Origin of the sequence: Paenibacillus sp. FSL P4-0338 (genome assembly GCF_038002365.1) — a bacterium.
Taxonomy (GTDB): Bacteria; Bacillota; Bacilli; order Paenibacillales; family Paenibacillaceae; genus Paenibacillus_AQ.
Genome location: NZ_JBBOCG010000001.1, coordinates 5,281,890 through 5,294,157, shown reverse-complemented (window position 1 = coordinate 5,294,157; position 12,268 = coordinate 5,281,890). Strand labels below are relative to the sequence as shown.

The window sequence follows — 12,268 nt, the reverse complement described above, 5'->3', positions numbered from 1 at the left end:
TAAGGTGTGGTAACATGAAATTATTCATACATTGATACCTTATTCTCGCATTGAAAAGGGCTGTCAACCAAAGATACAACCTTTCTCAATGTGTGAATTTTTTCTTTGTCTGAAGATAAAAAGAACATATTAATTTAAATTTGTGGAGGTAACACACATGCAAACAGGTACAGTTAAATGGTTCAACGCAGAAAAAGGATTCGGTTTCATCGAAGTTGAAGGCGGAAGCGACGTATTCGTTCACTTCAGCGCAATCACTGGCGACGGCTTCAAAACTTTGGACGAAGGCCAACGCGTTGAATTCAACGTTGTTCAAGGCAACCGCGGACCACAAGCCGAAAACGTTGTAAAACTGTAATTAATAGAAGACACCGTCCCCGCTTGTGAAAGTTGGGACGGTCTTTTTTTATCATTACTTGCTTGCAACATAAAGGAAGGAGGAACGGCAATGAACTACCGGAAAAAGCCTTTGGAGGAAGTACCGGAAGAAAATACCGCAATTTGGGCCTGTACCAATGAGGATTGCAATGGATGGATGAGGGATAATTTCGCATTTGAACACGCGCCTTCCTGCCGTCTCTGTCATTCCCCAATGGTTCGTAGCATGAAGATGCTGCCGCAATTGCTTAATTCAAATGGCGATCTCAAATCGCTTAAGAAAGGTATTTCCATTACCTAGACCAATACCTTTATGAATCAAGACAACTATATACTATACATGCTGGATAAATGTAAGACGGTGAAACCGTCTTATTTTTTTTGCTTTCTATATGCAATATTGTGATATTTGTCACAAATATTTTGTTTTTCATGCCTAAACAGGGTGTATAATGTGACAATCATCACACTTAAGGCGTCGGAAATTTGACAAAATAGACATAACGAAATAGGGAGAAGGAAGGGGAGAAATATGGATACAGTACTGCTGTCACGTATACAATTTGCGTCGACGACAATTTTTCATTATTTCTTTGTGCCAGTATCGATCGGACTTGCGCTCATAATTGCCATTATGGAGACCATGTACGTAAGAAAGGGCAATGAAGAGTACAAAAGAATGGCGCAATTCTGGGGGAAGCTGTTCCTGATTAACTTCGCAGTAGGTGTAGTAACAGGGATTTTGCAGGAATTCCAGTTCGGAATGAACTGGTCGGATTATTCGCGCTTCGTCGGTGATGTGTTCGGGGCTCCGCTTGCGATTGAAGCCTTGTTGGCCTTCTTCCTGGAGTCCACATTCATCGGAATCTGGATCTTCGGCTGGGATAAGGTGTCCAAGCGGATTCATCTATTATCGATCTGGCTGGTGGCCTTCGGGACGATGCTGTCGGCATTCTGGATTCTGGCGGCTAACTCCTTCATGCAGCATCCGGTCGGCTTCCAGATTAACAACGGCCGGGCTGAGATGAATGACATCTTCGCACTGATTACAAACGGCCAGCTGCTGGTGGAATTTCCGCATACAGTGCTTGCCGCTTACGCTACAGGTGCCTTCCTGGTAACAGGGATCAGTGCTTACAAATTGCTTAAGAAGCAGGACGTCGCCTTTTTCCGGAAATCATTCGAGATCGCAGCAATTGTAGGGGTTATCTCTTCCTTCGGCGTTGCGGTTGCAGGACATGCACAGGCTCAATATCTGGTAGAGACACAGCCCATGAAGATGGCGGCTTCCGAAGCGCTGTGGGGTGAGAGCGGCGACCCGGCACCTTGGACGGTATTTGCCAATATCGATGTGAAGAACCAAACCAACAGCAATGAAGTTCAGGTTCCGTATCTGCTGAGCTTCCTGTCCTACAGTAAATTCTCCGGTGATGTGAAGGGGATGCTGGAGCTACAGAAGGAGTATGAAGTAGCCTACGGACCAGGAGATTATATTCCGCCGGTCAAAACAACCTTCTGGAGCTTCCGGATCATGGTTGCTGCCGGCACGCTGATGATGCTGTTCGGGGTATATGCTATCTACCTCATGTGGCGCAAAAAGATGGACAGACCCAATACCTGGTTCATGCGCTTCATGTTCTGGGGACTGCTGCTTCCGCCGATTGCCAATACGGCCGGCTGGATTATGACAGAGATCGGGCGTCAGCCATGGACTGTATTCGGACTTATGACTACAGAAGACAGTGTGTCGCCTAATATTACCAGCGGACAGGTGCTGTTCTCGGTGATTACTTTTAACGCGATCTATGCCATATTGGGTGCAGTGCTGGTCGGCCTGTTCGTCAAAGTGATTAAAAAAGGTCCTTATGCTATGGATAACGAACACGGTGAATCCCACGATCCGTATAACAAGGAGGGCTAACCAATGTCACTTAATGAATTATGGTTTCTGCTGATTGCGGTGCTGTTCGTCGGCTTCTTCTTCCTGGAAGGCTTCGACTTCGGTGTAGGGATGGAGACACAGATATTGGCCAAGAATGATACGGAGCGCCGGATACTGATCAATTCGATCGGGCCGTTCTGGGATGCGAATGAGGTATGGCTGATTACGGGTGCCGGTGCAATGTTCGCGGCCTTCCCGCATTGGTATGCTACGCTGTTCAGCGGTTTCTATATACCGTTTGTAGTTGCTCTGCTGGCGTTGATCGCCCGTGGTGTCGCATTCGAGTTCAGAGGTAAGCGTGATTCCAAGACTTGGCAGAAAACATGGGATGTCTGCATCTTCTTCGGCAGCTTCCTGCCGCCGTTCCTGCTCGCCGTGGTATTCGCCAGCTTCATCAAGGGCTTGCCGATCGACAAGGATATGCAGATGTATGCCGGATTCTTCGATATCGTCAATACGTATACAGTGGTTGCAGGGATTACGGTTGTCCTGCTGTGTCTGGTACACGGGCTGATGTTCACTACGCTCCGTACGCTTGGAGATCTGCAGGAACGGGCGCGTAAGCTGGCCCAGAAGCTGCTGATTCCACTGGCGGCGCTGCTGGTAGCCTTCGTTGTAATGACGTATACTATGACGGATATCTTCGATAAACGCGGAACGCTGCTGTGGATTGTAGTCGTTCTGGGTGTAGCAGCTTATCTGCTGGCCGGATATTTCATGACTAAGAAGAAGGACGGCTATGCCTTCGGGATGACTGGTGCTGTGATGGCCCTGTCTGTTGCATCGATCTTCATCGGACTGTTCCCGCGGGTTATGATTAGCTCGCTGGATCAGGCGTTCAACCTGACGATTACGAATGCGGCCTCCGGCCAATATTCGCTGAAGGTGATGACGATTGTAGCACTGACTCTGCTGCCGTTCGTGCTGGGCTATCAGATCTGGAGTTATTTCATCTTCCACAAACGGGTTCATGAGAAGGAGCATCTTGAATACTAATGGATAAAAATTTGCTTGGGTACAAAGGAGTTAAGCCGGTCTTTCTGCTGGTTGGCTTCCTAACCCTGGTGCAAAGCTTCTCCATTCTTCTGCTGGCGAAGTCGTTGGCAGAAGCTGTCTCTGCGCTGTTTGCGGGAGAACCGCTGAAGGAACAAGGGGCTAGAGCGCTCTTGTTCCTTCTTGCGTTTCTTGTGCGTCATGCCTGTGCCATGCTGATGAGCCGGGCGGCGTACCGCTTCGCGGAAGCGACCGGCAGCAGCATGCGGAGACAGATGATGGACAAGCTGTTCCAGCTGGGACCAAGGCTGGCTGGCGACCGGGGGACCGGAAATATGGTCACATTAGTGCTTGAAGGAGTAACGAAGTTCCGCACATACCTGGAGCTGATTATTCCGCGGATGGTCGGTATGGCGATAACACCCGCTCTGCTGCTTGTCTATGTGTTCACCCTGGATACGTCCAGCGGTGTGATTCTTACCTTAACGATGCCGATCATTATTGTATTCATGATCCTGATCGGGATGACGGCCCGCAAGCAGATGGACCGTCAGCTGAAGTCTTACCGTACCTTATCGAATCACTTCGTGGATTCGCTGCGCGGTCTGGAGACGCTGAAATTCCTTGGACGCAGCCGCAGCCACAGTGAGAGTATTGCCAAGGTCAGTGACCGCTACCGTTCAGCAACTATGCGTACGCTGCGAGTCGCCTTCCTGTCTTCGTTCGCACTGGACTTCTTCACTATGCTGTCTGTCGCTTCGGTAGCGGTAAGCCTTGGTCTGCGTCTGGTCAATGAGCAGATGACGCTGGTTACCGGACTGACGATCCTGATTCTCGCGCCGGAATATTTCCTGCCGGTGCGGCTGGTGGGCGCAGATTTCCATGCCACCTTGGACGGTAAGGAAGCCGGTGAAGCGATGAAGAGCATCATTGACCGCGAGACGGTCCAGGCGAAGCTGCTGGAGCAGGGTGGGCAGAAGGAGATGGCAGGTCAGAGCGGAGCTTGGTCAGGCGACTTTTTCACGTGGAACAATAATAGCGACCTGAAGCTTGACGGGGTAGGCGTGACTTATGAAGCGGACGGAGTGTCGTCACTGGAAGCTGTTCATCTTGAATTCAGCGGGCGTTGCAAGATTGGTATTATCGGGGAGAGCGGCGCAGGCAAGTCTACACTGATAGACGTTCTGGGCGGCTTCCTTCATCCAACCTCTGGAACCCTTACGATTAATGGAAGCCTGGTCAGTGCGCTGACCGATGAGGGCTGGCGGAAGCAGACGGCTTATATTCCGCAGCGCCCGTATATCTTCAGCGGCACGCTGGCTGATAATGTCCGGTTCTATTATCCCGAGGCTTCACAGGAGGCGGTAGCTGCCGCGCTGGAGTCGGCCGGTTTATCGAAGCTGGTGTCCTCGCTGCCGGAAGGTCTGAACGAAATGATCGGCGGCGGCGGCCGTACGCTCAGCGGCGGGCAGGAGCAGCGTGTGGCTCTGGCCCGCGCCCTGCTGAGCAGCCGCCCGATTATGCTGCTGGATGAGCCGACGGCTCATCTGGACATTGAGACGGAATATGAGTTGAAGGAGACGATGCTGCCGCTATTCGAAGGCAAGCTGGTATTCCTGGCTACACACCGCCTGCACTGGATGATCGATATGGATCTGATTGTCGTTATGCAGCAGGGACGGGTGGCTGAAATAGGCACACACGACGAGCTGACTGCGCGGAGGGGTGCTTATTATGAGCTTATTCAAAGTCAATTGGAGGGAATCCATTGAAACGTGAAGGATGGTTTGCTCCCTATTACTCTGCCTACTTCTGGCGGTTCGTGTTAATCATCTTGCTGGGCGCTCTGACTATCTTTTCTGCGTCCTCGCTGATGTATACTTCAGGCTTTCTGATCTCGAAGGCCTCGATTCCGCCGGAAAATATACTGATGATCTATGTCCCCATTGTCGGTGTGCGCACCTTCGGGACCAGCCGGGCTGTTATCCACTATGTGGAGCGGTTGGTGGGACATGACACGATTCTGCGCATTCTGTCGAAGATGCGGGTCCGGCTGTACCATATGCTGGAGCCACAGGCGCTGTTCTTGTCCTCACGCTTCCGTACCGGGGATATTCTCGGTATGCTTGCCGATGATATCGAATATTTACAGAATGTGTATCTTCGGACCGTCTTTCCGAGCATTATCGCGCTATTGATCTACGCAGCGGCGATGATTGCGCTCGGGACGTTCGATGTGGCCTTTGCTCTGCTTATGGGACTCTATATGCTGGTGCTGGTTGTCGTATTACCGCTGATCTCCCTCCTGCTGACCCAGAAGCGTCAGCGTCAGGTGAAGCAGGAGCGCAACCGGCTGTATCAAAAGCTGACAGATGCTGTGCTCGGGCTGGGAGATTGGGTAATCAGCGGACGGCAGAGCCAGTTCGTCGATACGTACGAAGCGGACGAGCAGGCGGTTGCCCGCATAGACGGTTCGCTGCGGCGCTGGGCACGGCTGCGTATGTTCATCGGGCAGGCGGTTGTTGGCCTGGCCGTGTTGTCTTTGTTATACTGGGCGGCTGGACAGTATGCTGAAGGGGCGATTGCCGGAACGCTGATTGCGGCGTTCGTGCTGGTGGTCTTCCCGGTGGCGGATGCCTTCCTGCCCGTATCCGAGGCTGTGGAGAAAATTCCGCAATACCGGAATTCACTGGAGCGGCTGGAGGGTGTGGAACCCCCGGCGAAGGCTGTGCTCTCTGAGGCGGAAAAAGGCAGGAATGCCGAAGCTGCGGCTCAGGTCGCTACTGCTGCCGAGGCTGCCAAGGCCAGCGGACAGGTTCAGATTGAACTGAGGTCGGCGGGCTACCGCTATGCGGCAGGTGACGACTTCTCTGTTCAGGGGTTGGATCTTACGCTGCCGCAAGGGCGGAAGGTTGCAGTTATCGGCCGCAGCGGAGCGGGTAAATCGACGCTGCTCAAGATGGTGCAGGGCGTGATTGCGCCCACCATCGGCTCCGTGACGATTAACGGGATCGATGCTGCGGCTTACGGTGAGCGGATTCCACAGCTCATCGCGGTGCTGAACCAGAGCCCGCATCTGTTCGACACCACGGTGGCGAACAATATCCGGCTCGGGGACCCGGGGGCTTCGGAGGCAGCGGTCCAGCAGGCGGCAGCCCTGGCGAAGCTGGATACGCTGATCTCTTCGCTGGCGGAGGGCTATGATACTCCGGTACGCGAGGCGGGGCAGCGCTTCTCCGGCGGAGAGCGCCAGCGGATGGCCTTGGCCCGTATTCTGCTGCAGAATACGCCAGTGGTTGTACTGGACGAGCCAACCGTTGGCCTCGACCCGCGCACGGAGCGCGAGCTGCTGGCCACTATGTTCGAGGCGATGGCTGGAAAGACGCTGGTCTGGGTCACGCATCATCTGGTGGGCGCCGAGCAGATGGACGAGGTCATCTTCATGGAGAACGGCCAAGTGGAGATGCGCGGCACCCATGCCGAGCTGATGGAGCAGCAGCCGCGTTACCGCAAGCTCTATGAGCTGGACCGGCCGGGGCAGGCGAAGAATGTGGCGGACGGCGAGTAAAGGCTAGGATTAGAATCGAGGCAATGTAAGTACGATCAAAGAAGCTCTTCCTGTCCCGTTGGGGACGGGGAGAGCTTCTTTGATCGTAGGCCGGATGTATGCGAAAAAGCGACTACAATCGGTGAGCGCAGGGGATTGTGAGCCAAATGTAATCGAAAAAGCGAACACATTGGGTGAGTATGCTGGTGTGTGGCCGGATGTAATCGAAAAACCGAATATAATGAGCGAGTTGGTATTATCCCCTTCAAGTAGACACTCGTAAAAACCCTCATGTGTTAACATGAGGAAGTGAGTGACCATGGAGGGGATTTTGGTATGGCCAAAAAGGGACAAGTATTTCAATCGTACACAGAGGAATTCAAGAAAGAGGCTATTCAAGCCTATTGTACAGGAGGGGAGAGCTATAAGGTCGTCTCCGACAGGTTGGGGATTGTGAACTGTACCCAGCTTAAAGTATGGGTAAAGAAATATCGGAATGGGGAGCCACTCCATACACCAAAAGGGGTAACAAGCCCCTTAAAAGGACGTCCACGATCTACATTTGCCAGTATAGAAGAAGAACGAGATTACTTAAAGGCACAGGTGGACTACTTAAAAAAGCGGTATCCAAATCTATAAAGGGAGGGAAGCTTGGACTACACGACAAATACGCCATCCTTGAAGAACTACGTGACCAACATGGCGTCACCCGCCTATTAGCCATTGCAGAGGTATCGCGGGCGAATTACTACAAGTGGCGAGGTACACAGGCTCGACGAATGGAGGCCCATGAGCAAGAGCACGCTATGAAAGAGCATATGGTGGCGATTCACCTGGCTCATCCCTATTTCGGGTACCCTCGAATGCAGGCAGCCCTGCGGGAGGCAGGCTACCTCGTCAACCACAAGAAGGTATGGCGGCTCATGAAAGAGCTATCGATCCAGTCCGTCATTCGCAAGAAAAGGCGTCGTGCGGGCTCTGCTCCTTCCGTGGTCTACCCGAACCGGTTAAAGCGTAAGTTTCATGCGACAGCCCCACAGCAGAAGCTAGTCACGGACATTACGTATATCTCAGACGGCACCCGCTTTTATTATCTGTCTGCGATTCAGGACCTCTTCAACAATGAGATTGTAGCTTGGCAGATCTCGGAGCGAAACGACGTAAACCTCGTCCTGGATACGGTGGAACAGTGGACACGGAAAAGAGACGTGTCTGAGGCCGTGCTCCATTCGGACCAAGGCTTTCAGTACACGTCTCAGGCGTACAACACACGATTAGAGGCATTCAGCGTCAAGGGCAGCCACTCTCGCAAAGCAACCTGCCTGGATAACGCCTGCATCGAATCCTTCTTTTCGCATCTGAAGACAGAAAAGTTGTACCTTCACCAGTGTAAGTCAGAAGCAGAGATTCATCAAGCGGTGGAGGAGTATATCTACTTTTACAATTACCAACGTTTTCAGGCAAAACTGAAACAGCGCGCGCCGATTGAGTATCGGCACGCGCTGGCTGCTTAGCTTTTTTTATCTGTCTACTTGACAGGGGTATGACCAAGTGCTGGGATGTGCGGGCCAGATGTATGCGAAAAAGCCAATACGGCTGCTGCTGTATACCATTAGAAAGTTGGTGGATGATGGGAGAAACTAATGAATTAAGGTATACTGAAATGGATGATCCTGTCAGGATCAATTAGAACGGGGTGGAAGCATGTGATAACGGAGGGCTCCTGCGATTATAAATAAGGAGAGATTAATCAATGGAATTAACAACGTGCGAATTAACATGGAATCTGGACCGGATCTATCCTTCGTTCGAGTCGGAGGGATTTCAGCAGGACCGCAGGCAGGTGGAGAGCCTTGCCGGGGAGCTGAATACATGGTCGGCCTCGCAGCCCGTTAACGGGCAGGACGCTGCAGACCTGATGGAAGAGTTCCTTAAACAATATAATGCGTATCAACAGCTATATTTGCGTCTGTTCAGCTATGCGGAGCTGCGGTTCAGTGCGGACAGCCAGTGTGAGGAAGCTGTGAATCTGATGGACGAGCTGGAAGAGGTGACTAGCGGGGCGGGTGAAGCCTTGGTCCGCTTCAGCAAGTGGTTGGCGGGGGTAAGCGCGGATGAACTGGAGCGGAGTTTCCGTTCTAGCGCTTATCTGGAGCAGCATAGCTTCTATCTGCGCGGATTACAGGGGAAATCGCAGCATATGCTTAGCGCAGAAGGCGAAGCGGTGATTGCCAGGATGCAGAACACCGGCTCCAAAGCGTGGGAGCGGCTGTACATGCAGACGCTGTCTACACTGCGGACTGATCTAGATCTGGCCGGGGTGACCCGTAGTGTGACGCTGGCGGAGCTGCGGAATCTGGTCTACGACCCCGATCCTGCGGTACGGAGGGCGGCGGCTGAAGCAGAGCATGAGGCTTGCCGCAGCGTGGCGGAGCAGAGTGCTGCCTGTATTAATGCCGTCAGTGGTGAGGCGGCGACCGTCTATGAGCTAAGAGGATATGCCTCCCCGCTGCATAAGGTGCTGGAAGCAGCACGGATGGATCAGGAGACGCTGGAGGTGATGCTTCAGGCCATCCGGGAGAGCCTGCCGGTCTTCCGGCAGTATTACGCCGGGAAGGCTGGGCGGCTGGGGCATTCGGGGGGACAGCTGCCGTTCTGGGATGTTTTTGCGCCCATTGGCATGGAGACTTCAGTCCGCATAACCTATGCTGAGGCTCAGGCGATGATTATGGCGGGGTTCAGCAGGTTCAGCCCCGAGCTGGGCGGGTTCGCCCGCAAGGCGTTCGGGCAGCGCTGGATCGATGCTGAGCCGCGCAGCGGAAAGGGGAATTTCGGGATGTGTGTCGATATCGTTCCGATAGGGGAGAGCCGAATCATAACAAGCTTCCACGGCCAATATATAGATGTGAGTGTACTGGCTCACGAGATTGGGCATGCGTATCATACCAGCCGCCTCGCGGGACATACGATGGTCAACATGGATTATCCGGTGCCGATTGCGGAGACGGCATCGATTTTTTGTGAGAGTCTGATTCATGTTGAACTCTTGAACTCGTTGCCTGCGGAGGCAGCGGATGCGATCCTGGAACGGAGTCTCTCGGATGCAGGGTATTATATTGTCGATTTCTATGCCAGGTACTGCTTCGAGAGCGCGCTCTATGCCCGCCGGTTATCCGGTCCCCTTTCATTGGAGGAGCTGAACGCATTGATGCTGGAATCGATGGCTGCGGCTTACGGGGATAGTGTGCTGCCCGGGTCCATTCATCCTTACCAGTGGATTAGCAAGGCGGGGTATTATATGGCAGGCAATGAGTTCCTGAACTTCCCGTATTCCTTCGGGCTACTGTTCTCCAAGGGGCTGTATGCCCAGTACCAAAAGCAGGGGCAGGTGTTCGTGAGCCGCTATGAACAGTTCCTGTCAGCAACCAGTACCCGGAGCATCGCAGACGCTGCGAAGCTGATGGATATTGATGTACATTCTCTGGAATTCTGGCAGGAGGCGCTCGGATTCATTGCCGGGGATGTCCGGAAGTTTACAGGGCGGGAATAAGGGCGCGTTTTGCGCTGCGGGAGGTTCCTTTTTGCAGGGAAGTGTGGTAGAACAGTAGTATAAGTCTACGCCGCAGCGGCACAGAAAGGGATGCTTGATTGAATGTATGTAGTCTGTAAGGAACACGTAGAGCTGGCCATCGACAAATTTGTGGACGAGTACGAGGATGCACCGGATGTAGTCGATCTGAAGGAGACGGAGTTCTCGGACTGGGACCCGCCGGCGAAATGTGCGGAATGTGAACGAAATGCGGAATATCTGGTCGTCTGAGGACGGCCGGAATAAGAAACACCCTGTGGCTGTGAAGGCTGCAGGGTGTTTTGGCGTGCGGGTGTATGCGCGAATGGTACAGTTGCGGATTTAGCATTACCTAAAATGTATCTAGCAGTCCGCGGCTTTCGCCATCTCGGACAGCGGGCTGCGCTGACTGCCCCGCAGGTAGATGGAGGCGGAGCCAATCGCCACGATTGCCGCAACTGACAAGCCCCAGTAGATGTTGGAGTAAGCGGCCTGAAGCGGCAGGCTGCGCTGCCATTCCAGGGCGCTGGCGGCCATCGCTACGCTGAAGGCACCGCTGAAGAACTGCAGCAGCTGGAAGAGCCCCATCCCGGAGCCGATCTGCGAAGCAGGCAGGATACGCGAGATTTCATTCGACACACTGCTCGACAGTACAGTGAAGGACAGGCTCATAATCATGTAGACGAGCATGACGGCGATCCAGGATTGTCCGGCGAATAAGGCGAACAATACGGTGGCGGCCAGAACGAGCAGCGGTGCGAAGCGCAGAATTCCGGTGTTACCGTAGCGGTCAATCATCCGTCCGACCAGGCGGGAGACGAAGATAGCCAGCAGTGAGCCCGGGAAGATGACCAGACCGGCATGGCTGGCGCTGAAGCCGAAGCGGTGAGTCAGAATCTGCGGCAGCAGGAACAGGGTAGCGAAGCTGCACAGGTAAGAGGCAACCCCGATCAGTGCGAGTACGAGATATGGCCGGTTGCTGAATAGCGCGGGCAGTACGAATGGATCAGGGGTTGTGCGGATACGCCCTACAAATAAGGCAATCGCGGCGATGCCAGCGATCAGCGCGATCCACAGTCCGCTGGTCAGGAACAGCAGCAGACCGGTAGTACCCACGCCGAGGAAAATTCCGCCCAGGATATCGAATGAGCCGCTAGCCGGAACTTCCTTGGGCAGCAGGATCAGGAACAGCGGCACCAGCAGCAGAATGGCGGCAGTGACTGCGAACAGCCAGGTCCAGCCGAGGTATTCAACAATGGAGCCGCCAGCTACCGGACCCAGACCCAGTCCCAGGGAGACGGCCGACATGATCGTCGCCATGGCTTTGCCGCGCCGGGCCTGCGGAATGTAGCGGGTGAACAGGACAAGGGACAGTGACATCACGGCGCCTGCACCTGATGCTTGCAGAATACGCACAATCAGCAGGAAAATGAAGCTGGTACTGAAGAATCCGGCCACAGCAGCAAGCCCTAAGGTGAGCAGCCCGATAATCAGCAATCGGCGGATCGGCAGGAAGTCCGAGAGCCGGCTGTATGTGATTGAGGCAATAGAGAACATGATGGAATACCCGGTTACAATCCAGGAGGCGGACGCTGCGGTGATGCCGAAGGTCTCGGTTACATCAGGCAGGGCCAGATTGAACATCGCTGTGTTCATAATAACGAGGACGACAGCAACGCTGAATAGCAGAGTTAGCAGTCCTTCCCGTGGTAGAGCCGCTTGCGGAGCAGCCATTGAATGCTCTTGATCGCCCTTAGAAGCAGGTGATGAGGTCATGAGAAAGCCACTCCTTCATTATGTTATTGTATTATTCGATTACTTACGAACTATTGAAATATAG

Annotated in this window: 11 protein-coding genes; 10 read left to right on the top strand and 1 reads right to left on the bottom strand. The window is 53.5% G+C overall.

Annotated elements, in window-relative coordinates; translation table 11 throughout:
- Window positions 1–157 precede the first annotated feature (157 nt).
- The 10 genes from MKZ07_RS23400 (at window position 158) to MKZ07_RS23360 (ending at window position 10,680) form a co-directional block, all read left to right on the top strand.
- On the top strand, window positions 158–358 hold the full coding sequence (locus MKZ07_RS23400) for a cold-shock protein (RefSeq protein WP_019914582.1): 201 nt from the start codon (window positions 158–160) through the stop codon (window positions 356–358).
- Between the two features lie 90 nt (window positions 359–448).
- The gene (locus MKZ07_RS23395) at window positions 449–679 is read left to right on the top strand and encodes a cold-shock protein (RefSeq protein ID WP_036699797.1); all 231 of its coding nucleotides are present in this window, start codon (window positions 449–451) and stop codon (window positions 677–679) included.
- Between the two features lie 231 nt (window positions 680–910).
- Window positions 911–2,299 (top strand): cytochrome ubiquinol oxidase subunit I, encoded by a 1,389-nt coding sequence (locus MKZ07_RS23390; RefSeq protein ID WP_036699795.1) that lies wholly within the window; start codon window positions 911–913, stop codon window positions 2,297–2,299.
- Between the two features lie 3 nt (window positions 2,300–2,302).
- On the top strand, window positions 2,303–3,316 hold the full coding sequence (gene cydB, locus MKZ07_RS23385; protein WP_036699793.1) for a cytochrome d ubiquinol oxidase subunit II: 1,014 nt from the start codon (window positions 2,303–2,305) through the stop codon (window positions 3,314–3,316).
- Window positions 3,316–5,085, top strand: a complete 1,770-nt coding sequence (cydD, locus tag MKZ07_RS23380) for a thiol reductant ABC exporter subunit CydD (RefSeq protein WP_341027788.1) — start codon at window positions 3,316–3,318, stop codon at window positions 5,083–5,085. The genes cydB and cydD overlap by 1 nt, the downstream gene beginning before the upstream one ends.
- A complete protein-coding gene (gene cydC, locus MKZ07_RS23375) occupies window positions 5,082–6,881 on the top strand; it encodes a thiol reductant ABC exporter subunit CydC (RefSeq protein ID WP_341027787.1) in 1,800 nt (599 codons plus the stop codon). The genes cydD and cydC overlap by 4 nt, the downstream gene beginning before the upstream one ends.
- 315 nt (window positions 6,882–7,196) lie before the next feature.
- On the top strand, window positions 7,197–7,499 hold the full coding sequence (locus MKZ07_RS33650; protein WP_076157211.1) for a transposase: 303 nt from the start codon (window positions 7,197–7,199) through the stop codon (window positions 7,497–7,499).
- Window positions 7,415–8,374, top strand: a complete 960-nt coding sequence (locus MKZ07_RS23370; RefSeq protein WP_445670302.1) for an IS3 family transposase — start codon at window positions 7,415–7,417, stop codon at window positions 8,372–8,374. Before MKZ07_RS33650 ends, MKZ07_RS23370 begins: the two co-directional genes overlap by 85 nt.
- 239 nt (window positions 8,375–8,613) lie before the next feature.
- Window positions 8,614–10,410: a M3 family oligoendopeptidase gene (locus tag MKZ07_RS23365; RefSeq protein ID WP_341027784.1), complete on the top strand. Its 1,797-nt coding sequence runs from the start codon at window positions 8,614–8,616 to the stop codon at window positions 10,408–10,410.
- Between the two features lie 102 nt (window positions 10,411–10,512).
- Window positions 10,513–10,680: a CxxH/CxxC protein gene (locus tag MKZ07_RS23360; protein ID WP_063829067.1), complete on the top strand. Its 168-nt coding sequence runs from the start codon at window positions 10,513–10,515 to the stop codon at window positions 10,678–10,680.
- Window positions 10,681–10,791: 111 nt separating this feature from the next.
- Here the strand turns inward: MKZ07_RS23360 and MKZ07_RS23355 are convergent, their stop codons facing one another.
- Window positions 10,792–12,204: an MFS transporter gene (locus MKZ07_RS23355; protein WP_341027782.1), complete on the bottom strand. Its 1,413-nt coding sequence runs from the start codon at window positions 12,202–12,204 to the stop codon at window positions 10,792–10,794.
- Window positions 12,205–12,268 lie beyond the last annotated feature (64 nt).

Coding starts and splice junctions, on each gene's coding strand:
- MKZ07_RS23365 (WP_341027784.1), top strand. CDS start 8,614: ATGGAATTAACAACGTGCGAATTAACATGGAATCTGGACCGGATCTAT.
- MKZ07_RS23390 (WP_036699795.1), top strand. CDS start 911: ATGGATACAGTACTGCTGTCACGTATACAATTTGCGTCGACGACAATT.
- cydD (WP_341027788.1), top strand. CDS start 3,316: ATGGATAAAAATTTGCTTGGGTACAAAGGAGTTAAGCCGGTCTTTCTG.
- MKZ07_RS23395 (WP_036699797.1), top strand. CDS start 449: ATGAACTACCGGAAAAAGCCTTTGGAGGAAGTACCGGAAGAAAATACC.
- MKZ07_RS33650 (WP_076157211.1), top strand. CDS start 7,197: ATGGCCAAAAAGGGACAAGTATTTCAATCGTACACAGAGGAATTCAAG.
- MKZ07_RS23355 (WP_341027782.1), bottom strand. CDS start 12,204: ATGACCTCATCACCTGCTTCTAAGGGCGATCAAGAGCATTCAATGGCT.
- MKZ07_RS23360 (WP_063829067.1), top strand. CDS start 10,513: ATGTATGTAGTCTGTAAGGAACACGTAGAGCTGGCCATCGACAAATTT.
- cydB (WP_036699793.1), top strand. CDS start 2,303: ATGTCACTTAATGAATTATGGTTTCTGCTGATTGCGGTGCTGTTCGTC.
- MKZ07_RS23400 (WP_019914582.1), top strand. CDS start 158: ATGCAAACAGGTACAGTTAAATGGTTCAACGCAGAAAAAGGATTCGGT.